We start from the raw sequence: 21041 nt of genomic DNA, 5'->3' as shown, positions 1-21041 counted from the left end.
TATGAAAGCATTGCTGGTGCTGGAAGACGGATTCACGTTGGAAGGCAAATCCTTTACCGGAGACTTTGAAACCGGCGGTGAAGTGATTTTCACCACGGGCATGACTGGCTATCAGGAAGTGCTCACCGACCCCTCCTACTACGGGCAGATGGTCTGCATGACCTATCCGCTGGTGGGCAACTACGGCATTTCCGAGGCTGATATGGAATCGGCCCGCGTGCATTGCAGCGCCTTTCTGGTAAAGGAATGCTGCAAGCAGCCCTCCAACTGGCAGTCTGTCATGGCATTGCCCGCCTTTTTGCAGAAGTTCGACAGGCCTGGCATGGAAGGGCTGGATACCCGCGCCCTGACGCGCCACCTGCGCATCAACGGGGCCATGCGCGGCATGATTTCCACCAGGGAGCTGAACCCCGCTGCCCTCAAGGAAAAAGTGCTTGCCCAGCCCACCATGAAGGGCCGTAACCTTGTGCCCTTTGTGGCAGCGCAGGAACCCTACGCATGGTTTGACAACCAGCCGCAAAAGGTCGCCCTTGGCGCGGACGGCGCCTACGCATGGCGCGGCACGGGCCTGCCCCTGCTGGTGTATGATTATGGCATCAAGTGGAATATTCTGCGCCGCCTGTGCGAGGCCGGTTTTGAGCCTCTGGCCGTGCCGCCGAACTTCAGCGCCGCTCAGGCCAAGGCCAGCGGAGCCAAGGGCGTGTTCCTTTCCAACGGCCCCGGCGACCCGGCGACCCTGACTGCGGAAATTGCTCTGGTGCGCGAACTTGTTGGTTCGTTCCCTGTCACGGGCATCTGCCTTGGCCATCAGCTTATCGGTCACGCCCTTGGCGGCACCACCGACAAGCTCAAGTTCGGCCACCACGGCTGCAATCACCCGGTCAAGGATCTGACCACAGGACGAATCGAGATTTCGTCCCAGAACCACGGTTTCCATGTGGTGCTGGACGGCGTGAACGATGTGGAAGCCACGCATATCAACCTGAACGACAACACGCTTGAAGGCCTGCGCCACAAGACCCTGCCTGTCATGAGCGTGCAGTACCACCCCGAAGCGGCGGCTGGCCCCCGCGACGGGCAGTACCTCTTTGGCCGCTTCCGCCAGCTTATAGGCGAGGCCGCGGGAGCGTAGGGCGGACTGCCCTGCCCGCAAGGCATATAAAATACAAGGGCGCACAGTGCGCCACCGCGAATGAAAACCCGGCTGTCTGCTAAGACAGCCGGGTTTTTCGTACTTGATATCTCGGTGGGGTTTTGGGTAAACTGCAATACAAGCTAAGGGCCATGCCCCGATAATTCTTGCCGCTGGTGTATTCCGCCCATGCGGCTGGCTGCCGCGCAAGCGGTATTGCAGAGGGTTCTTCAACTCAAGGAGCATATCGTGAAAAAGTCGGTTTTGTGTCTGGCCTTAAGCCTTGCACTTGTTCTGGCATTCGCTCCGGTTCGCGCTGCCGAAAATACGCCCGAGGCCGAAAATTCCAAGGCGAACCCTGTGGATCAGTTTACGGGTGCCGCGTGGCAAAAAACCCCTGAAGCTGAAAAGCTCGCCTTTCTTTTCGGTGTGGAAACAGCGATCACCGTTGAGTATTTTGTAAACGGAAAAATCGCGGAAAAAGCGACCAAGGAAGGCAAGCGTCCGGTGTACACGCTTTCACCTTTTGAAAAGGGCTGGATGAAGGCCTTCAAGGGGGTGAACCGCGCAGAGGTCGCCAAGATGGTGGACGCGTGGTATACGGCAAATCCGCAGCAGCTTGACCGCCCCGTCATGAGCGTGATCTGGCGCGAAATTATTGAACCCCGCCTGAACGCCAAGTAACAGCAAAATCCGCTACGCGGTTTCTTCAGGAGAGAAAATATGAAAAACTTGTTGATAATCACGTTGCTGGCCGCCATATTTGTCAGCGGCATCGGTTGCACCAATATGAGCAAAACCCAGCAGGGTGTTGCCAGTGGCGCGGCCCTTGGCGCGCTTGGCGGCGCAGGCGTTGCCGCCATTGCCGGTGGATCCGCTGCCTGGGGCGCTCTGGCTGGCGCAGGCGTGGGCGCGCTGGCTGGCGGCATAGTCGGGCACGAGCAGAGCAAGAAAGCCTGGTAAGGGGCTGTTTGCTTAACCACATTTGCGGCCCAGCGCCGCAAGAAAATGAACTCTTCAGGCGGGCTGTATCAACGGCCCGCTTTTTCATGAACAAAGGATGATGTCATGACCCCAAGCCTTCACACGGTCTTTTTCAGCCCAACTGGCAGCAGCCGCAAAATGGCGCAAGAGACTGCCCGTGCTCTGGCGCAGGAACTGGCGCAGAATATGGCACTGGCGCGCGGCAATGACTGGAACTGGACGTTCCCTGAAGGGCGGGCTGCAGCCCACACGCTTGGGCCGGAGGATGTGCTGGTTTTTGCCTTTCCGGTCTATGCCGGGCGTATTCCCCAAGTGCTGGTGGAGCCGTTGGCAAGGCTGGCAGGGCATGGCGCACGCGCAATTCTGCTTGCCGTGTATGGGAACAGGCACTACGACGATGCCCTGCTTGAAGCGGTTGATCTGTTTGGGGCCAAAGGTTTTTCCGTTCCTGCGGCAGGGGCCTTTGTGGCAGAGCACAGCATGACGGCAAAGGTCGGGGCAGGCAGGCCTGATGCAGAAGATATGGCCGCTATCGCGGATTTTGCCCGCAGCGCAGCCAGAATCATTGCCAGCGGAGAAAGCGCAAACGTGGCAGTTCCCGGCAACCGGCCTTACAAGGCGCTGCCTCCAGCGGCGGATATTCGGCCTCAAACCCTTGATTCATGTACGCAGTGCGGCTTGTGCGCCAGCGTGTGCCCCATGCGCGTGATTGATGCCGACAATGCGGCACAAGTGGCGCAGGGCTGCTTGCGTTGTTGCGCCTGCGTAAAAATCTGCCCGGAACAGGCAAAGTATTTTGACAATCCGCAGGTGGACAAAATTGTTGCCATGCTTGAAAGCAACTGCCGCGAACGGCGTGAACCAGAGGTGTTTTTTGCCGCAGCGGGCAAAATGTAAGCAGGCCTGACCGAGCCGGGCTGGGTGATTGGCCGCCGCAAGCGGGCCATGTTGGCTCACATAAAAAGCCGGGTCAGAACGCATGTTTCTGACCCGGCTTTTTATGTATCTGCTGGCAGCAGGCCAAACTCCCGAGGGCGTTTGGCACTGCGACCAGATGAATTTCGTTGTTCTCTTGTTGGGCTGCGCCTGGATTTGTCTATTCCGGCTGCGGCGTATCCACCACTGCGTCCATGTCGACCATTTGCCCGATGGTTCCAGCGGCAAAACCACCGAAAAGCGCGTTGGCCATTTCCTGATCATAGCGCGGGTCGTTGGCCAGTTCCTTGGCAGACTGCACAACATCCTTGGCCTTTCTGAAAGGTCGGTCGCAAATCATGGCGGCAAAAGAGTCGGCCACCGCTGCGAGGCGTCCAACCCTGGTGGTCTGGTTGCCCTTGGTGTGCTGAGGGTAGCCGGAACCGTCAAGCCGCTCATGGTGTTCAAAGCAGGCGCGCAGCAGTTCGTCAAAAGACACTTCCATCTTTTGCATCAACCGAACGCCCACAATGGGATGGGGGATGATTTTTTCCCTTTCTTCCTGCTTCAGGGGGCCAGCCTTGCTGAGCAGGAAAGGGGGAACCTTGCACATGCCCACATCGTGCAACAGCATGGCAACAGCAATGCGGTCCATGTCTTTACGGCGGTATTCACCAGTGCCCTGCAACCATATCCACAGGCCCACAATCATGCTGTTGATGGAATGCCGTGCAAGATTGTTTTTGCGAAACAGACGGCGCATGAATGTGTTGATGTGGTGTTTGTCGCTCCACAGATACTCTGTAACAACCATAACATCGCGGTACAGCGGTTCAAAGAGCGCCTTGACGGGCTGCTCAAAAAAGTCGCTGCAACGCATAAGCAGGGCGCGGATGCAGATATCTGCGATTTCCGCTTCCTTGAGGTTGTTGTCCTGCAGCACAAGGTCAAGCTGCTTGACGATGTGGCGCGAGTAAATGGGGTGGTCGGAGCGGGAGACAAAAAGGTCTCCCTCGGCGCACAACTGCGCCACTTCGTCCACCTGTTCGCTGCTCAGGCGGCTCCCCTTGACGCAGTAGGGAGCGAGCACAGCGATATCTTCACGAAACCTGAACAGATCTACCGGAGGGCGGAACTTGGGAAAGCTCGACAGAATTTCGCCGCTGATCTGATAATATTCCTCGTTGATGTTCATGGGAACATCAAGAACTTTCCTTTGCTCTGCGGCCATGAGCTACTTCCAGTAAATTTTGACAAGGTTTGTGCCACGGGGCGTGGCGGAAGACCCCTTGACCTGACCGGCAGTAATAACCGCGCAGTCGTCAGGTTCAAAATCCGGGCTGTTATGGATAAAGCTCTCGGCCCGGATAAGGTGACTTGGTTCTTCCTGCGGATTTTCCACAAAAACCGGCCTCACGCCCCAGACGAAGTTGAGCGCCTTGATGGAAACCGGGTCAGGAGTAAGCGCATAGATGCTTTGCGGGGGGCGGCGGGCAGAGACCTGCCGGGCCGAACTGCCCGAAAGACTGTGCGACACTATGGCCTTGGCCGAAGCCTTGTCTGCCAGCAGACAGGCGGAGTAGGCCAGAAATTCAGGTATGCCCTTGTCGCTGTCCGGCTCTTCAAGCTTGCGGTTGATCAGCAGCAGGCGTTCGGCTTCGTCCGTGATGCGGCGCATGTAGCGCACTGTTTCAACGGGGAAGTTGCCCATGGCGGTTTCTTCCGAAAGCATCACGCAGTCCGCGCCGTCAAGCACGGCATTGGCAACGTCTGTGGTTTCCGCGCGGGTAGGGGCGGGGCTGTTGACCATGGAGAGCAGCATCTGCGTGGCAACAATAACCGGCTTGGAGGCCTTGTTGCAGGCGCTGATGATGCGCTTTTGCAGGGCGGGCAGAAGGGGCAGGGGGCATTCCACGCCAAGGTCGCCGCGCGCCACCATGACCACATCTGTCTCGTGCAGAATCTCGGCAAGGTTGTCCACGGCGCTCTGCCGTTCGAGCTTGACGACCACGGGCAGGCTTTTGCCGGCAGCGGCGATAAGCTCCTTGGCTTCGCGCACGTCGTCCGCAGTCTGCACATAGGAGATTGCCACTGCGTCCACGCCAAGTTTGAGGCCGTCCGCAAGGTCTTTTTTGTCCTTTTCCGTCAGGGCGCGCACCTTGGTGGCTTTGCCGGGCAGGGCCAGACCCTTGCGCGAGGTGACGATGCCCGAGTTGTCCGCCTTGAGCAGCACAAGGCCGTCCGCGCGGCACTCCGTAACCACGAACTGAAGCCCGCCGTCAGCCAGCACCATGCGGTCGCCGGGTTCGAGGCTTTCGAGGATCACATCGTGGTCAAAGGGCAGGTAGGGGAAATCGTCCACATGGCGGTCACTGGGGCCGAGCAGCAGCTCCATGCCCTTGGTGACGGTTATGCTGGTTTCGGGCAGCACGCCAAGGCGGATTTTGGGGCCGGAAAGATCCTGCATGATGGTGATGGGTCGCCCGATGGCGGCTTCCACCTCACGGATGCTCTGGATAATGGCAACAAAGTCCGCCGCGCCGCCATGCGAGAAATTGAGTCGAAATACACTGACTCCGGCCTCGGCCAGTTCGTGCAGTTTTTCTTTGCTGTTGGAAGCGGGACCGATAGTAGCGACAATTTTCGTTCTCATATCTGTTCCTTATGGCTGAAACCGGTGGCGCAAGGGCGCAAAAGTACAAAATTTACAGTTCCGGCTTGGTCCAAATAGTCTTGGTTTTCCCGCATATTGTCAAGGCATTCAGCGCAAAAGCGTTGAAACAGCGCCCATGCTGTCCGCCGGGTGTTTTTTTGTCTCCGGCGGCAATGGCGGGCGGTATTTTTTTGCCGTGCATCCCCTGAGGAGGGGCGTGGTAAATCGCCACTTTTTACCACCGCAATAAATGGGCGGAAGCTGGAGGGCTTATCGCTAGATAATTCGCAGATAAAGCCAATTTTGCGACATTGCTTGACACGGGGTAGGGCTTGGGGCATAAGTGGGAAAAAGTGGTAACAAGTAGTAAGAAGTGGGAAAAAGTGAAAAAACTGTTCACAAAAAGCCTTTCCCGCAGCCTAGACCCCAAGGGGCGACTCATGCTGCCGCCGGAATACCGCGAAGGACTCTGCGCGGACGGCGGCTCTGGGACGTTTTGGCTTACTGCTTTTTACGGACGCCTGGTGGCCTATCTGCCCGCCGACTGGGACATGGTTACAGAGCAACTTGGCAGTATCCCCATGCCCTCACCCAGGCTTTCGCACTTCAAAACCAAGGTTATGGGCCTTGCCCAGGAACTCGAGCCTGATGCCCAGGGCCGGGTGCGCATTCCGCAGGTGCTGATGCGCGAGGCTGGTTTGCACAAGGATGCAATGCTCGTGGGCATGCTGAACAAATTTGAAATCTGGGATCAGGAACGCTTCAATGCCCTCCAGCTTGAGGATGTGTCCGACGAGCTTTCCGGGCTTGGCATAACTCTCAGTCTATAGGCCGCACCATGACGGAAATTTTGGATAACATCGCAGAACCCGTGCGGCACGTGCCGGTGCTTCCGGCAGAAACGCTGGAGGCTCTTTCGCCCCGCGCCGGGGGCCGCTATCTGGATGGCACCCTTGGCATGGGCGGCCATGCCTCGGCAGTGCTCGGCACCGCCAGCGACATAGAACTGTGCGGCCTCGACCGGGACGAAGACGCCATGGCTCTTGCGCGTCAGCGGTTGGCCCCCTTTGGCGACCGCGCTCACATTTTTCATTGCAATTACAGCAATTTTCCCGATGCGCTGGCAGAACTGGGCTGGAACAAGGTGGACGGCGCGCTGCTGGATATCGGAGTTTCCTCGCTCCAGCTTGATGAAGCCGAACGCGGTTTCAGCTTTCACGGCGATGGCCCGCTCGATATGCGCATGGATCAGAATTCCGGTCAGCCATCGGCCTGGCACTGGGTCAACCGCGAAAGTTTTGCAAGGCTCAAGGAATGCATCGCCATGCTGGGCGAAGAACCTCAGGCAGGGCGCATTGCCCGCGTGATTGTGGAATCGCGCCAGAAGGCAAGCATAGACACCACCGCAGAGCTGGCGGCCCTGGTGGAAAAGGCCTACCCCGCAGCATGGCGGGCCAAGGCCCGGCGGCATCCGGCCACGCGCACCTTTCAGGCCTTGCGCATGGCCGTCAACGACGAGCTGGGCGAATTGCGGCGTTTTCTTGATAACATACTGGCTTATCTGCCCATCGGCGGCAGGCTCGCCATCATAACATTTCACTCGCTTGAAGACCGCATGGTCAAGCAGGCCATGCGTCACTGGGCAGAAGGCTGCCGCTGCCCGCGCCATGTGCCGGTATGCGTGTGCCATCATCAGCCCGAAGTGCGCATTCTGTACAAAAAACCCGTGACCGCCACGCCCGAAGAGCTGGCCGTCAACCCTCGCTCCAGCAGCGCCAAGCTGCGCGCTGTGGAAAAAATAGCCGAGGCGACGGGAGCATGAAGCGCAATACAACCATGAACCAGCAACATGGGGGCAGGGGATGGCTTCTGGCGTTGGTTCTGGGGCTTCTGAGCTGCATGGTCATGGGCCTTGTGCTGGTGTGGAGCAACATTGAGCGCATGGACACAACCTATTTCATCAATATTCAGCAAAATACTGTTCGCGAACGGCGCGCTCTGAGGGCCAAGCTTGAGGTTGAGCGCGAACGGCTGCTTTCTCCCTATGAACTGCGGCGCAAGGCAGATGAGTTCGGTATGCGCGAACCCAAGCCCGGCCAGATTCGACGTATGGAACTACAGTAAAAACTCCGGAACGCTCCAATGCCTGACCAGTTAATGCTCAGGCCCGGAAAAAGCCCGGCGTCATCACGGCGACGCCCAGTTTGGAAACGCCATGTTCAAACTCAGTTCTCGCAAACGCAATGTGTCCAGCGCTGGCCCTGTCCGTGCCACCAAGCCGCAGACCACCCGCAACCTTGTCTCTTCGGGCAAGGGCACGAGCTCTCCGGCCTGGATGGGCAATGTGGACTGGGGCCGCGCCCGCATCAAGATCGTTGTATGCATCTTCTGCTTGCTGTGGGTCGGGCTGTGGGGGCGCGCATGGTATCTCCAGATGATGGAGGGGCCGCGTCTTGCAGAACGCGCGCGTCGGCAGCATACGGCTACGGAGCTGGTCACCGGGCGTCGCGGCATGATCTTTGACCGCAACGGTCAGGTGCTGGCCCGCAGTGTAGAAGCCAAATCCATTTACGCCCGCCCGCAGGATATCACCGATTTTCAGGCCATGGCCAACACCCTTGGCCCCATTCTGGGCATGGAGCCTCAGAAGCTTTATGACGACCTGGCGCAGACCAAGCGCCGCTTTGTCTGGCTGAAGCGCAAGGTGGACGACTATACCGCCGAGGCCGTGCGCAAGGCCAACATTACCGGCATAGGCCTGAGCAAGGAATATGACCGCGTTTATCCCTTCAAGCACATGGCGGGGCAGCTTCTGGGCTTTGTGGGCCTTGACGACAAGGGGCTTGAGGGTATCGAGCGCTCGCTTGATTCGCGCCTTGGCTGCATTCCCACGCGCCAGATTGTGCAGCGCGACGCCATGGGCCGCCGCTTTTATCTGCACGAAGAAGGGCAGAGCGAGCCGGTGGGGCAGGATCTGACCCTCACCATCGACATGCAGATCCAGTTTTTTGTTGAAGAAGCAGTAGCACGTACCGTGCGGGAATATGATGCCCGCTGGGGCGGGGCGCTGGTGGTGGATGTGGCCTCTGGCGAAATTATGGCATGGGCGCAGTATCCTTTCTTCAATCCCAACAACTACAAGGATTTTTCGCCGCTCGTTTATCGCAACAGGCTGGCTGCCGATGCCCTGGAACCGGGTTCCACATTCAAGCCTTTTGTGATGGCTGCCGCCATTCAGGAGCGCAAGGTCACGCCCAATACCCTTATCGACTGCGAAGGCGGCAAGTGGGTGACCAAGAATTTCACCATTCGCGACACCTCGCGGCAGGGAATATTGCCCGCTGCCAAGGTGCTGCGCTATTCGTCCAACATCGGCATGGCCAAGATCGGCCTGTCCATGGGCGCTCCCACCTTCTATAAATATATGCACGCGCTGGGCTTTGGACAGCGCACCGGCGTACCTGTGTCTGAAAGCCGTGGCATCCTGCGCGCCCCGCGTGACTGGAGCGAAGTGGACATCATGTCCACCTCGTTTGGTCAGAGTATCTCGGTGACGGGCCTCCAGATGGCGCAGGGCTACCTGACCCTGCTCAACAATGGCGTGTACAAGCCCCTGCGCCTCACGCGCGAAGACGGCGTTGTGGATGAGGTGCGCCCCCGCATTTATTCTGAAACCGCCGTGCGCGAAGTCATGCACATGATGCGCGATGTTGTTGAAGAACATGACGGTACAGGCAAGCGCGCCCGCGTGGACGGCATTGACGTGGGCGGCAAGACCGGTACGGCCCAGAAGGCCGACCACAGGTCGGGCACCTACGGCAGCAAGCGTCTTGCTTCGTTCGTCGGCTTTTTCCCGGCAGACAAGCCCAAGTATTTTGTAATGGTCATGGTCGATGAACCTTCGCGCAACCAGTACGGCGGTGTCGTTGCCGCGCCCGTGTTCAAGGAAGTTGCCTCCCGCATGGTGACGTATACGGGCATGTTTAACGAAACCAAGGTGGCAGAAGCGGATACAAAGGCAGCAACTGGCGAAGGCCCGGCCACCAAAACGCGTCAGCGCGGTCTCAAGCTTGCCTCGCTGGAAGTTCCCTATGCAACCGACACCAGAAAGCTGGCCCCGCCGCAGCAGGCCGAAGGCATGCACTTGCCGGGGCATCTGGCAAAGGCCAGCAGCAAGGTGCCGGACGTGATGGGCAAATCTGTGCGCAATGCGGTTGAACTGTTTGCCCGCGCGGGCGTTGTGCCTGAACTCAAAGGATCCGGCAGCAGGGTGGTCAAGCAGACCCCTGCCCCCGGTGTGGCCTGGCCTGAAGAAGGCAAGGACATCGAATATATTCTCTGGCTTTCCGAACGGTAAGAACGGCAGGTTGCTTCCGGCTGGCGCACGCATCGCGCGCGGGGTTGCGGGTTGAATTGCGCGCGCCGCCGGGACTAAATTGGGGCATTTGCCCCGGTTATGCAGTGAGGTTGATATGGAACGGGAATTTGCAGCCCTTCTTGAACAGTGCAGACGCGGCGGTATTGAGGTGCGCGTCGATTCTCGTCAGGTCAATTCCGGCGATATCTTTGTTGCCGTGCCTGGCGTTAACGAAGACGGGGCGCGCTTTATTCCCGCCGCAGTGGCCGCAGGGGCCTCCATTGTCGTTTGCCGTCCCGGCGGAGCGGAGGAAGCCGCAGCGCTTGCTGGCGGCTGCCGCGTCGTGCATCATTCCGACCCGCGCGAGGCGCTCTGGCGTCTGGCGGAGGCCCGCTGGCGCACCAGCGAACTGCCGCTCAAGATCGTGGGCGTCACAGGCACCAACGGCAAGACCACATGCTCCTATCTGCTCGAACAGCTCTTTGCGCAGGCCGGGCACAAGCTTGGCGTCATGGGCACGGTCAGCTACCGCTGGCCCGGCCATGCGGAAGCTGCGCCCCTCACCACTCCCGATGCCCTGAGCGTGCACGCCATGCTGGCCGCCATGGCCAAGGCGGGCGTTGATGTGGCGGTGATGGAAGTGTCGTCCCACGCCATCGACCAGCAGCGCGTCTGCGGTGTGCCGTTTTCCGGCGCAGCCTTTACCAATCTGACGCAGGATCATCTGGATTATCACAAGAACATGGAGAGCTACTTCCAGGTCAAGGCCCGCCTGTTCCTGGAGCTGCCCCGGCCCGACAAGGCCATGGCTGTCAACGCCGACGACCCCTGGGGCCGCCGCCTGCTGGAATTGTGCCCCACGGCGCTTTCCTTTGGTTTGCAGAAAGGCGCGCTGAACAAGCGCCACCTCTGGGGTGAACTGCTTTCTGCCGGAACGGACGGCTGCCACATGCGTATGCATCTTGAGGGCAGCAAGTGGGAACTTCGCTCGCCCCTGGTGGGCGCGTTCAACGCCTCCAACCTGCTGGCCGTGCAGGCCGTTGCCCTTGAAATGGGCATTGAGCCTGAGGCCTTCAAATCTCTTGAAAGTTTTACGGGCGTGAGCGGGCGGCTGGAGCGTGTAGAAAATCCCCAAGGATTAAATGTATTTGTAGACTACGCCCACACGCCAGACGCGCTGGAAAACGTTTTGCAGGCCCTGCGGGGGGCTGGATTCAAACGCGTTGTTACTGTATTTGGCTGCGGCGGCAATCGCGACCGCACCAAGCGCCCCCTCATGGGCGAGGCCGTGGCCCGCTGGTCCGACGTGGCAGTGCTGACCTCCGACAACCCGCGTTTTGAAGAGCCGGAAGCCATTTTGCAGGATGTTCTGCCCGGTTTGAAATCCGCCCGCGAAGTTGTGGTTGAGGTTGATCGCCGCGCGGCTACCATCAAGGCGCTGAAAATGCTCGGCAAGGACGATGCATTGCTTATTGCAGGCAAGGGCCATGAGGATTATCAGATCATCCAGGGTGTCAAACACCACTATAGCGACCAGGAAGTAGTTAGGGAGTTTCTTCATTGCGCCTGACTTACAATGAAATAGCGGCCCGTCTGGGCCTGAGCGCCCTTGAGAGCGACATTGCGCTGACCGCCACCGTGACGGACAGCCGCGAGGCCGCGCCCGGGGCTCTCTTTGTCTGCATCCCCGGCAGCAGGGTGGATGGGCACGATTTTGTGCCTGCCGCCGTGGAGCTTGGGGCTTCTGCCGTGCTGGCCTCACGGGCGCTGCCCGGTGCAGGCGTGCCTGTGCTGGTTGTGGAAGATACGATCAAGGCCCTTGGCAGCATAGCCGCCATGTGGCGCGATAAAACAACTGCCAGAGTTGTGGGCGTTACGGGCACTGCAGGCAAGACAACACTCAAGGAAGTGCTGGCTCAGGTGCTTTCCGTACGCGGCAAAACCGCAAAAAACGCCCTGAACAACAACAATCAGATCGGCATGCCCCGCGCCATGCTCGCCACTGACGGCGATGAAGATTTCTGGGTCATGGAGGCTGGCATCAGCCATGAGGGCGACATGGAAGAACTGTCGTCCGTCATGCGCCCTGACATTGGCCTTATACTTAACGTCGGCGCCGGTCATACCGAGGGTCTTGGCAGCAAGGGCGTGGCCTGGCACAAATCGCGCCTGCTCACCAATCTTGCCCCCAAGGGCATAGGCCTTGTATGCGCCGATTATCCCGAACTTGTGCGCGAGGCCAGAGCCACCGGCGCGGAGTTGCATTTTTTTAGCGCCACAGGCAGAGCCGTGGATTACCGCGCTTCTTACGCAGGGCCAGCGCCCGCCCAGGCCGACGGCCGGGATGATGCCGCAACGGGCATTGACGCGCCGGACGACAGGCGCGGTCTGTACCACCTCTGGCTTGACGGCTCGCGTTGTGATGTAACCGCCCCCTTCAGGGGAGAGTACGGCGCGGAGAATGTTATAGCCGTTGCCGCCGCAGCCCATCTGCTGGGCCTGAGCAATGCGGAAATTGCGCAGGGTCTGGCCCAGAGCGAACTGCCCGTGCAGCGGTTCAATCAGACGCGCGTAGGCAAGTGGCTGCTTATTGACGATACCTATAATGCCAATCCGCTTTCCATGCGCCGCATGCTTGATGCCGCGGCAGAGCGCGCCGCTGGCAGGCTTTTTGTGCCTGTGCTCGGCGAAATGCTCGAGCTTGGGCCGCAGGCAGCGGCAGAGCATGAGGCCCTTGGCAAACACCTGGCTGAACTTAAACCCTCGGCAGTATTCTGGAAAGGCGGCCACGGTGAAAATATCCGCGCCGGGCTGACCTGTGGGGGCTATACAGGGCCGTGGTTCGAGGTGTATGACGCTGCGGCCTTTGCTGCTGCATGGGCCGAATTGACGCACACTGCGTTTGCCGAAAACAAAACTGGCGGCGTGGCCCTGTTCAAGGGATCACGCGGCAACAGGCTGGAATGCCTGCTCCAGACTCTCACAGAGCCGGAGGCCGTGCGGGGCTGAGGGCCAAGATTAAAAACGCCGCCTGCTGGAGCGTTGCATACTTGAAACGGGCGTTGGCGGATTATTCCGCTCAAGTCCCGGTTTCAGGGTTTAACTGCTTTAAAGAACGGGCATAACGGTCTGCACACGACCAAAAGAACGGATTACGCTGCATGTTCTATAATCTCTTTGTCCCCCTTGCGTCCGAATGGACGGTATTCAACGTTTTTCGGTACATCAGCTTCCGCTCGTTGGCCGCGCTCATCACTGCTCTTGTGCTTTCTATTCTCATTGGTCCCCGCTTTATCGGCTGGCTCCGCAGCCTCAAATGCGGCCAGTATATTCACGAAGACGTTGCCGCCCACGCCTGCAAGGCCGGCACCCCCACCATGGGCGGTCTGCTCATGCTGTTTGCGCTCAGCATCAGCCTGCTTTTGTGGTCTGACCTGACCAATCCCTACATCTGGCAGGCTTTTCTTGTTTTTGCGGGCTTCGGGGCCGTTGGCTTCTGGGACGACATAACCAAGTTGCGTCACCACAAAAACAAGGGGATTTCCGGCAGGTCCAAGATGGCGGGGCAACTGGCTGTTGCCTGCGCGGCAATGGTGCTGCTCTATATCAATCCCGATTACAGCAGCAAGCTGACCATTCCTTTTCTGAAAGAAGTTACCTTTGATTTGGGCTGGTTTTATCTGCCCTTTGGCGTGTTTGTCATGGTGGCCTCTTCCAACGCCGTCAACCTGACGGACGGCCTGGACGGTCTTGCCATCGGGCCTTCCATTGTGGCTTGCCTCGTTTTTTCCATCTTCATCTATATCACGGGCAACGCCCGTTTTGCCGGATACCTGCTGCTGCCCTACATGCCCGGCGTGGGCGAGGTCACAGTGTTCTGCGCGGCGCTTGTGGGCGCTGGCCTTGGCTTTTTGTGGTTCAACGCCTATCCGGCCCAGGTATTCATGGGCGATGTGGGTTCGCTTTCGCTCGGCGGCGTGCTGGGCTATCTGGCCCTGCTGTGCAAGCAGGAACTTGTGCTTTCCGTAGTGGGCGGCCTTTTTGTGGCCGAAACACTTTCGGTCATTCTACAGGTCGGCTACTTCCGCTGGACTGGCGGCAAACGTATTTTCCGCATGGCACCCTTGCACCATCATTTTGAGCTCAAGGGCGTGCCTGAATCCAAGATCATCATCCGGTTCTGGATAACTTCCATCCTGTTGGGCCTTGTGGCGCTTTCTGTTCTGAAGCTGCGCTGAGGAGAGGGGATATGGCACTGGAGAAAAATCGCGGCAGACGTATCGAACCCGGCGAACTGGCAGTTGTTGTGGGGGCGGGCCGTTCAGGCCTTGCCGCCGCCAGACTGCTGCGGCGCGCCGGGGCGAGGGTTCGGCTACTGGACAGCAACCTCAAGGCGCTGGCCGGAAGGGAAGTGCTTGCCGCCGAGCTTGCAGCCCTTGGCATTGACGTGCAGCTTGGCGAGCATTCCGCCGCGCAGTTTGCAGGCGCGGCCTTTGTGGTGCCCAGCCCCGGCATGCCTGTAGCCAGGCTTGAGGGGCTGGTGGACACGCAGGTTTCTGAAATTCTGGCCGAAATGGAACTGGCATGGCGCTACCTTGATGACGAGCCGGTGCTGGCCATAACCGGCACCAGCGGCAAAACCACCACGGCCTCCCTGGCTGCCGCCATGCTGCACGAGCAGGGCTATGCCGTGTTTTTGGGCGGCAACATCGGAACGCCGCTTTCGGAATACGTTCTCGGCGGCAAAAAGGCCGATGTGCTTGTGCTCGAGATTTCCAGTTTCCAGTTGCAGGCCTGCACCACATTTTGTCCGCGCGCGGGTATTCTGCTCAACATCACGCCCAACCATCTTGATTACCACAAGGACATGGCGGAATACACCGAGGCCAAGTTCCGGTTGTTCCGCTGTCAGGACGAAGGCGATCTGGCCGTGCTGGGCGAAGATCTGCAAGCGCTGGCTGACGCCCACCGCCTCAAGGCCCGCAAGGTTTTTGTAAAGGCCACTGACCGCTTTCCTGCAAGCTGCCTCATGGGCGCGCATAACCGCATTAATGAGGAAGCCGCATGGCAGGCCTGCCGCCTTTTTGGCGTGACGGAAGCAAGCGCCACCAGAGCTGTTGAACGCTTTCAGCCTTTGCCGCACCGTCTTGAGCGTGTGCGCGAACTTGGCGGCGTGCTGTACGTCAATGATTCCAAATGCACCACGGTTTCCGCCCTTCAGGTGGCGCTGGAGGCCTTTGACCGCCCAGTGCGGCTGCTCTGCGGCGGCAAGTTCAAGGGCGGCGATCTGGCCGGGCTTGCCGACCTGTTGCGCGCGAAGGTGCAGGAAGTTGTGCTTTTTGGGGCCAGCCGTGAGCATTTTGAAAAGGCCTGGCAGGGCATTGTGCCCATAAGCTGGCACGAAACAATGGAACCAGCAGTGCGTTTTGCCTCGGCAAATGCCAGGAGCGGCGATGTGGTGCTGCTTGCGCCCGCCACCTCCAGCTATGACCTGTACAAAAATTATGAACAGCGCGGTGAAGACTTCAAACAGATTGTGGGTAAGCTGTCATGAAGAACATCTTCAGCGGTAAGGAAAAAGCGCCCAAGGTAAACAGCGCCATGGCGAGGGCCACGGAAGAAGGGCCGTTCGCGCCCTTTGACTGGTGGCTTTTCACCATCATGCTGATTATCCTTTCCATTGGTCTTGTGATGGTGCTTTCGGCCAGCGGCATTGTGGCGGAGCAGGTCAACGGCGACAAATACTTTTTCTTCAAGCGTCAGGTCATCTTTGCCCTTTGCGGCGGCGTTGCCCTGTGGAGCGCAGCCCTCCTGCCAAGGCACTGGCTGTACCGCATGCAGTATCCTGCGCTGTTTCTTGCGCTGCTCCTGCTGCTGGTGACACTCTCGCCCCTTACCCCTGCCATCAACGGCGCAAAGCGCTGGATTCCGCTGGGTTTTATCTCCATTCAGCCCATGGAATTCGTCAAAATTGCGCTGGCGCTGTATCTGGCGTACTTCATGAGTTCCAAGCAGGAACTTATCAAGACGTTCAGCCGGGGCGTCATACCTCCCTTTGCCGTAACGGGGCTGTTCTGTTTTTTGCTGCTCTTGCAGCCTGACTTCGGCAGCGCCGTTGTTCTTGCAAGTATCCTGTTTTTCATGTGCGTGGCGGGCGGCACCCGCTTTGTCTATCTGTTCTTTTCAGTTGCGCTCGCCTGCGGCGGCGCTATGGCGCTGGCCATTTCTTCGCCCTATCGTCTGCGCCGTCTGCTGGCCTTTCTTGATCCTTTTCAGGATGCGCACAATACGGGCTACCAGCTTGTGCAGTCGCTGCTTGCCATTGGTTCGGGCAGCTTCTTTGGCGTAGGCGTTGGCGCAAGCAAGCAGAAGATGTTTTATCTGCCTGAAGCGCACAACGACTTTATCATGGCCGTGCTTGCCGAAGAAATGGGTTTTGTGGGCGTAAGCGTTGTGATGATTCTGTTTGCCCTGCTTTTCTGGCGCTGCTACAAAATCATCATGGGCCAGCGCAATCTGCGCGACCGTTTTACCGCATTCGGCATTACCACCATTCTTGCAATGGGCTCGGTCATGAATCTGGCCGTGGTCATGGGGGTTGCGCCGCCCAAGGGCGTGCCCATGCCCCTCATGAGTTACGGCGGCAGTAACCTTTTGGCCACCATGCTGTGCGTGGGCCTGCTTATGAATTTTTCAAGGACGGCGGACACATGGACAACATCATCCTGACGACCGGCGGCACTGGCGGGCATATCTTTCCGGCATTGGCTGTGGCAGAGGAATTGCGGCGTCGCAATCCCAATGCCAACTTGCTGTTTGTGGGTTCGCTCTACGGGCCGGAAGAACGGCTGATGCGTCAGGCGGGCATTCCCTTTGAGGGGCTGCCTGTGCGCGGCCTTTTGGGGCGCGGCTTCAAGGCTGTGGGTGCAGGCGCGCAGATGGCTCTTGCCGTGGTCAAGGCTGTGGGGATTTTGCGCCGTTTCAAGCCCGATGTTGTAGCTGGATTCGGCGGGTATGCCGCATTTGCGCCCATGCTGGCCGCACGTATTCTTGGCGTGCCCGGCGTGCTGCACGAGCAGAACGCCATAGCCGGTGCCAGCAACCGTTTTCTGGCGCGGCTTGCGCGGCGCGTGTGCATTTCACTGCCCAACACCAGCGGCTTTGATATGAAAAAATGCGTATTTACGGGCAACCCTGTGCGGGCGGCCGTAAGCGCGGTGGGGCAGGTGGATCGCCACCGGCAGACGCGCCGTCTGCTGGTCATGGGCGGTTCGCAGGGCGCGCATGCGCTCAATGCCTTTATGCTTGAAAATCTGGCGGAATTTCGCGGCGCCGGGGTGGAAATTCGCCACCAGACCGGCCTAACGGATGAGGGCAGTGTGCGCGCGGCCTATATGGCGGCAGGTTATGCCCCCGAATGTGTTTCCGCCTTTATTGACGACATGGCCGGGGCCTACGCCTGGGCCGACGTGGCCCTGTGCCGCGCCGGGGCCAGCACTGTGGCGGAGCTTTGCGCCGCAGGCCTGCCCTCGGTTCTTGTGCCTTTTCCCTATGCCATTCACGATCACCAGACCCGCAACGCCGAGGTGCTGACCCGCAGCGGCGCTGCCGTACTGGTGCCTGAAGGGCGCATGGCCGTGCAGCGTATGTCAGACATTCTGCTGCGGCTCTTGACCATGCCCGGCGAACGCGAACCCATGGCCGCAGCCGCCCTTGCCGCGGCCCGGCCTGACGCGGCAGCGCGCGTGGTCGCCGTTCTGGAACAAACAGCGTAAACAGGGCTTCAGCATCCGATATCCAAGGGCGAATTCAACCCTTCAAATTATCTAGACTTTCTTTAAAGGTAGAGCATGAACAGCAAGATTCGGCGTATTCATATGGTGGGCATTGGCGGCGCGGGTATGAGCGGCATTGCCGAGGTTCTTCTCAATCAGGGCTACGAAGTTTCCGGCTCTGACATGAGTGATTCTGCCGTTGTGCGTCATCTGCGCGACCTTGGCGCACACGTTGCCGTGGGCCATGCAGCGGAAAACGTGGGGGATGTTCAGGTCCTAGTGAAGTCCACCGCCATCAACGATGAAAATCCAGAGCTTATTGAAGCCCGCCGCCGTAATATTGCCATAATCCCCCGTGCCGAAATGCTGGCCGAGCTGATGCGTTTGCGGCAGGGCATCGCCATTGCCGGTACGCATGGCAAGACCACTACAACATCACTTACTGCATCTATCTTTGATACTGCGGAGCTTGATCCTACAGTTATTATTGGCGGCAGGCTCAACGCGTATGGCACCAACGCGCATCTTGGGCACGGCGAATATCTGATAGCCGAAGCTGACGAGTCTGACGGCTCATTTTTGTGTCTTCTGCCCATCATCAATGTTGTGACCAACGTGGATGAAGACCATCTCGATCACTACAAAACCCGACAGGGCATTGATGACGCCTTTGTGCAGTTCATGAACAACGTGCCTTTTTATGGCCTGAACATCGTCTGCGGCGACGACCCCGGCGTGCGCGCCCTGCTTGCCCGTGTGAAGCGCCCTGTGCTCACCTACGGCTTTGCGGAAGACAACGTGTTGCGCGCCGTGCCGCTTGAATGCGGCGTGCGCAACAACTTTGAGGTGTGGCGCAATGGCGTCAAGCTTGGTCAGGTCAGCCTGCCGCAGCCGGGCCGCCACAATATGCTCAACGCTCTGGCCGCCATTGGCGCGGCTATGGAAGTGGACATCAGCTTTGAAAAATGCGCCGAGGGCCTGAACGGTTTTGGCGGCGTGGGACGGCGCTTTGAATTCAAAGGCGAGAAGGGCGGTGTGACCGTGGTTGACGACTACGGTCATCACCCGGCGGAAATTGCGGCTACTCTTGCCACGGCGCGTCAGGTCTTTCCCGGTCGGCGCATTGTGGCGGCTTTTCAGCCGCACCGGTTCAGCCGCACGCAGGCCCATTTTGGCGAGTTCTGCAAGGTGTTTGACAATGTGGATCAGCTGCTGCTCACCGAAATTTACGCCGCGTCTGAAAAGCCCATTCCCGGCGTTTCGGGCCAGAGTCTCGCTCAGGGCATCCGTCAGGTCTCCATCACTCCGGTGGAATACTACCAGACCCTCAATGACCTTGCCGCAGCCCTGCCCAATGTGCTGCGCGAGGGCGATGTGCTGTTGACCCTTGGCGCTGGCAGCATCACCCGCCTTGGTCCCGCCTGGCTGGAGGGACAAGATCATGCGTGAGATGCCCGCTCCTTTTCTTGCCCCCCGCACCACGCTGAGGGTGGGGGGAACCGCCATTGCGGAAATAATACTCGAGCGGAGCGAAGACCTTTATCTATTGCCCGATAGGCTCAAGGCTCTTGGCGGCACACCATTGGTTCTGGGCGCGGGCAGCAATATTCTTGCACAGGACGGCGAATTGCCGCTGGTTCTGATCCGCCCGTTTTTTAGTGACGGCCCGGTCATTGTGGGCGAGCACGAGGGCAAGGTTCTGGTGCGTGCGGGAGCGGGCGTTCCTATGGCGCGGCTGCTGCGTTTTTGCGCTGTAAACGGGCTTTCCGGCCTTGAAGGGCTGGTGGGCATACCCGGCAGCGTGGGCGGGGCTGTTGCCATGAATGCTGGCTCGCATGGTACGGAAACATGTAAAAATATTTATAATATTCAGGTGTTTATTGATAACACCATTCAGCGTATCAACGAAGATGCACTGCAATACGGCTATCGTACTCTCAGCATTAACGGGAAAAAGAATGATTTTATCGTCTTGGAAGCCACATTTGGCTTGACCGTTGCTGAAAGGGATGGCATCTGTAATTGCATGCGTCACAACTTTTTTAAGAAAAAGTCTAAACAACCTGTGACGGCTTGGAGCGCGGGGTGCGTATTCAAAAATCCCACGCCGGAAATGTCTGCCGGGAGGCTTCTTGACGAGGCCGGTTTCAAGGGCAGGCAGCTTGGGGGAATGGCCTTTTCAACCCTGCATGCAAATTTTTTGATAAATGAAGGCAAGGGCAGCGCCACAGCGGCCTTGGCCTTGTTGCAAGAGGCCCGGCAAGCTGTGCGGCAACGGTTTGGCATTGAGCTTGAGCCGGAGGTCAGGATAGTGCCATGCCCCTTGCCCTGAAAAAAAGCGGACGTAAAGCCCGTAACTCCTACACACGAGCATCTGCCCCGGTCAAAAAAAGCGGCGGCGGATCAAAAGTACGTGCGGGCGGGGTTATCGCGGGGATTTTCAGGAGGCTCAAGGGCTTCAGCGGGCTGAAAAGCCTTGCCGCGTTGGCTGTGCTGCTGACCTGCCTGGGGCTGATTCTTGCTGGTGTGTGTTATTCATCGCTCTGGCTCTACAACAAGGCCATAACCAGCGATTTTTTCACCACCCGCCATGTTGACGTGACCGGCAATGTGCGCCTCTCGCACGACATGGTGCTGCAATACGGCGGCATACGCGAGGGCGACAACAGTCTTGCAGTCAGCATTGCCAAGGTTGAAAGAAACCTGCGCAAGACGCCCTGGGTTGAAGAAGTTTCTGTTAAGCGCCTTCTGCCGGACAGGTTTGTGATACGGCTGAAAGAACGGTTGCCTTCTTTCTGGGTGCATAAGGACGGGGTGCTGTATTACGCCAACGAGCTTGGCGAAATTATAGCGCCGGTTGAGAGCAAAAATTTTCTCTCGCTGCCCACCTTGCGTGTTGACCCGGGGGCAGAAGACGCCCTGCCGTACCTGACGCGCCTGATGAAGGGCATGCAAAGCGGTTTGCTGCCCATAGAGGCGGGGGCGGTTTCGTCCGTCAGCGTGAGTCCCGGCAAGGGCATTGAAATTTATCTTGAAGACAGGGAAATGCGGCTTTCCATCGCTACTGACGATTGGGAGGGCAATCTTTCCCGGTTAAGTCTGACCCTGGGCGATCTGGCCCGCAGACACGAACTGCGCAATGTTCGCGAGATTCGATCTGTTAACGGCAATGTTTGGGTTTTACTTAACCAGCCAGCGTAAGAAACTTGCGGCATGCGCCATAGT

19 protein-coding genes are annotated in these 21041 nt (G+C 58.7%); 17 read left to right on the top strand and 2 right to left on the bottom strand.

Annotation, left to right across the window (positions count from 1 at the left end; genetic code table 11):
• Position 1 precedes the first annotated feature (1 nt).
• The 4 genes from carA to NE637_RS02135 all read left to right on the top strand — a co-directional run bounded on the left by carA (position 2) and on the right by NE637_RS02135 (position 3013).
• Entirely contained in the window at positions 2 to 1132 is a 1131-nt protein-coding gene (carA, locus tag NE637_RS02150) for a glutamine-hydrolyzing carbamoyl-phosphate synthase small subunit (protein ID WP_192111946.1), read from the top strand.
• A gap of 249 nt (positions 1133 to 1381) precedes the next feature.
• On the top strand, positions 1382 to 1816 hold the full coding sequence (locus NE637_RS02145) for a hypothetical protein (protein WP_022659315.1): 435 nt from the start codon (positions 1382 to 1384) through the stop codon (positions 1814 to 1816).
• A 39-nt stretch (positions 1817 to 1855) separates the two neighbouring features.
• Complete coding sequence (locus NE637_RS02140; RefSeq protein ID WP_227117927.1) at positions 1856 to 2095, top strand: YMGG-like glycine zipper-containing protein; 240 nt, start codon at positions 1856 to 1858, stop codon at positions 2093 to 2095.
• A gap of 105 nt (positions 2096 to 2200) precedes the next feature.
• Positions 2201 to 3013: a 4Fe-4S binding protein gene (locus NE637_RS02135; RefSeq protein WP_227117926.1), complete on the top strand. Its 813-nt coding sequence runs from the start codon at positions 2201 to 2203 to the stop codon at positions 3011 to 3013.
• Positions 3014 to 3212: 199 nt separating this feature from the next.
• Here NE637_RS02135 and NE637_RS02130 read toward each other — a convergent pair whose 3' ends face one another.
• Both NE637_RS02130 and pyk read right to left on the bottom strand, forming a co-directional pair.
• The gene (locus NE637_RS02130; RefSeq protein ID WP_227117925.1) at positions 3213 to 4262 is read right to left on the bottom strand and encodes an HD-GYP domain-containing protein; all 1050 of its coding nucleotides are present in this window, start codon (positions 4260 to 4262) and stop codon (positions 3213 to 3215) included.
• 3 nt (positions 4263 to 4265) lie between these two features.
• On the bottom strand, positions 4266 to 5684 hold the full coding sequence (pyk, locus tag NE637_RS02125) for a pyruvate kinase (protein ID WP_192111943.1): 1419 nt from the start codon (positions 5682 to 5684) through the stop codon (positions 4266 to 4268).
• A 383-nt stretch (positions 5685 to 6067) separates the two neighbouring features.
• Between pyk and NE637_RS02120 the strand changes: the two genes are divergently transcribed.
• The 13 genes from NE637_RS02120 to NE637_RS02060 all read left to right on the top strand — a co-directional run bounded on the left by NE637_RS02120 (position 6068) and on the right by NE637_RS02060 (position 21017).
• Entirely contained in the window at positions 6068 to 6514 is a 447-nt protein-coding gene (locus tag NE637_RS02120; protein WP_027180920.1) for a division/cell wall cluster transcriptional repressor MraZ, read from the top strand.
• An 8-nt stretch (positions 6515 to 6522) separates the two neighbouring features.
• Positions 6523 to 7506 (top strand): 16S rRNA (cytosine(1402)-N(4))-methyltransferase RsmH, encoded by a 984-nt coding sequence (gene rsmH, locus NE637_RS02115; RefSeq protein ID WP_227117924.1) that lies wholly within the window; start codon positions 6523 to 6525, stop codon positions 7504 to 7506.
• Positions 7503 to 7808: a hypothetical protein gene (locus NE637_RS02110; protein ID WP_022659322.1), complete on the top strand. Its 306-nt coding sequence runs from the start codon at positions 7503 to 7505 to the stop codon at positions 7806 to 7808. The genes rsmH and NE637_RS02110 overlap by 4 nt, the downstream gene beginning before the upstream one ends.
• Positions 7809 to 7899: 91 nt before the next feature.
• The gene (locus tag NE637_RS02105; RefSeq protein WP_227117923.1) at positions 7900 to 10041 is read left to right on the top strand and encodes a penicillin-binding transpeptidase domain-containing protein; all 2142 of its coding nucleotides are present in this window, start codon (positions 7900 to 7902) and stop codon (positions 10039 to 10041) included.
• A 115-nt stretch (positions 10042 to 10156) separates the two neighbouring features.
• On the top strand, positions 10157 to 11611 hold the full coding sequence (locus tag NE637_RS02100; RefSeq protein ID WP_227117922.1) for a UDP-N-acetylmuramoyl-L-alanyl-D-glutamate--2,6-diaminopimelate ligase: 1455 nt from the start codon (positions 10157 to 10159) through the stop codon (positions 11609 to 11611).
• Positions 11602 to 13050, top strand: coding sequence for a UDP-N-acetylmuramoyl-tripeptide--D-alanyl-D-alanine ligase (locus NE637_RS02095; protein ID WP_215647872.1), 1449 nt, complete (start codon positions 11602 to 11604; stop codon positions 13048 to 13050). The genes NE637_RS02100 and NE637_RS02095 overlap by 10 nt, the downstream gene beginning before the upstream one ends.
• A gap of 152 nt (positions 13051 to 13202) precedes the next feature.
• Positions 13203 to 14279, top strand: a complete 1077-nt coding sequence (mraY, locus tag NE637_RS02090; protein WP_215647873.1) for a phospho-N-acetylmuramoyl-pentapeptide-transferase — start codon at positions 13203 to 13205, stop codon at positions 14277 to 14279.
• A gap of 11 nt (positions 14280 to 14290) precedes the next feature.
• Positions 14291 to 15595, top strand: coding sequence for a UDP-N-acetylmuramoyl-L-alanine--D-glutamate ligase (gene murD / locus NE637_RS02085; RefSeq protein ID WP_192111937.1), 1305 nt, complete (start codon positions 14291 to 14293; stop codon positions 15593 to 15595).
• Entirely contained in the window at positions 15592 to 16770 is a 1179-nt protein-coding gene (gene ftsW / locus NE637_RS02080; protein ID WP_192111936.1) for a putative lipid II flippase FtsW, read from the top strand. The genes murD and ftsW overlap by 4 nt, the downstream gene beginning before the upstream one ends.
• Positions 16752 to 17816: an undecaprenyldiphospho-muramoylpentapeptide beta-N-acetylglucosaminyltransferase gene (murG, locus tag NE637_RS02075; protein ID WP_215647875.1), complete on the top strand. Its 1065-nt coding sequence runs from the start codon at positions 16752 to 16754 to the stop codon at positions 17814 to 17816. The genes ftsW and murG overlap by 19 nt, the downstream gene beginning before the upstream one ends.
• 75 nt (positions 17817 to 17891) lie before the next feature.
• Positions 17892 to 19265: a UDP-N-acetylmuramate--L-alanine ligase gene (gene murC / locus NE637_RS02070; RefSeq protein WP_192111934.1), complete on the top strand. Its 1374-nt coding sequence runs from the start codon at positions 17892 to 17894 to the stop codon at positions 19263 to 19265.
• Complete coding sequence (murB, locus tag NE637_RS02065) at positions 19258 to 20148, top strand: UDP-N-acetylmuramate dehydrogenase (protein ID WP_192111933.1); 891 nt, start codon at positions 19258 to 19260, stop codon at positions 20146 to 20148. The genes murC and murB overlap by 8 nt, the downstream gene beginning before the upstream one ends.
• Positions 20133 to 21017, top strand: a complete 885-nt coding sequence (locus NE637_RS02060) for a cell division protein FtsQ/DivIB (RefSeq protein ID WP_192111932.1) — start codon at positions 20133 to 20135, stop codon at positions 21015 to 21017. The genes murB and NE637_RS02060 overlap by 16 nt, the downstream gene beginning before the upstream one ends.
• Positions 21018 to 21041: the final 24 nt, after the last annotated feature.

Source organism: Desulfovibrio desulfuricans (genome assembly GCF_024460775.1).
Taxonomy (GTDB): Bacteria; Desulfobacterota; Desulfovibrionia; order Desulfovibrionales; family Desulfovibrionaceae; genus Desulfovibrio; species Desulfovibrio desulfuricans_E.
This window is presented reverse-complemented; position numbering and strand designations above follow the sequence as displayed.

Coding starts and splice junctions, on each gene's coding strand:
- murB (WP_192111933.1), top strand. CDS start 19,258: ATGCGTGAGATGCCCGCTCCTTTTCTTGCCCCCCGCACCACGCTGAGG.
- NE637_RS02130 (WP_227117925.1), bottom strand. CDS start 4,262: ATGGCCGCAGAGCAAAGGAAAGTTCTTGATGTTCCCATGAACATCAAC.
- NE637_RS02135 (WP_227117926.1), top strand. CDS start 2,201: ATGACCCCAAGCCTTCACACGGTCTTTTTCAGCCCAACTGGCAGCAGC.
- pyk (WP_192111943.1), bottom strand. CDS start 5,684: ATGAGAACGAAAATTGTCGCTACTATCGGTCCCGCTTCCAACAGCAAA.
- murC (WP_192111934.1), top strand. CDS start 17,892: ATGAACAGCAAGATTCGGCGTATTCATATGGTGGGCATTGGCGGCGCG.
- ftsW (WP_192111936.1), top strand. CDS start 15,592: ATGAAGAACATCTTCAGCGGTAAGGAAAAAGCGCCCAAGGTAAACAGC.
- NE637_RS02105 (WP_227117923.1), top strand. CDS start 7,900: ATGTTCAAACTCAGTTCTCGCAAACGCAATGTGTCCAGCGCTGGCCCT.
- mraY (WP_215647873.1), top strand. CDS start 13,203: ATGTTCTATAATCTCTTTGTCCCCCTTGCGTCCGAATGGACGGTATTC.
- NE637_RS02060 (WP_192111932.1), top strand. CDS start 20,133: ATGCCCCTTGCCCTGAAAAAAAGCGGACGTAAAGCCCGTAACTCCTAC.
- rsmH (WP_227117924.1), top strand. CDS start 6,523: ATGACGGAAATTTTGGATAACATCGCAGAACCCGTGCGGCACGTGCCG.
- murG (WP_215647875.1), top strand. CDS start 16,752: ATGGACAACATCATCCTGACGACCGGCGGCACTGGCGGGCATATCTTT.
- NE637_RS02100 (WP_227117922.1), top strand. CDS start 10,157: ATGGAACGGGAATTTGCAGCCCTTCTTGAACAGTGCAGACGCGGCGGT.
- NE637_RS02110 (WP_022659322.1), top strand. CDS start 7,503: ATGAAGCGCAATACAACCATGAACCAGCAACATGGGGGCAGGGGATGG.
- murD (WP_192111937.1), top strand. CDS start 14,291: ATGGCACTGGAGAAAAATCGCGGCAGACGTATCGAACCCGGCGAACTG.
- NE637_RS02140 (WP_227117927.1), top strand. CDS start 1,856: ATGAAAAACTTGTTGATAATCACGTTGCTGGCCGCCATATTTGTCAGC.
- carA (WP_192111946.1), top strand. CDS start 2: ATGAAAGCATTGCTGGTGCTGGAAGACGGATTCACGTTGGAAGGCAAA.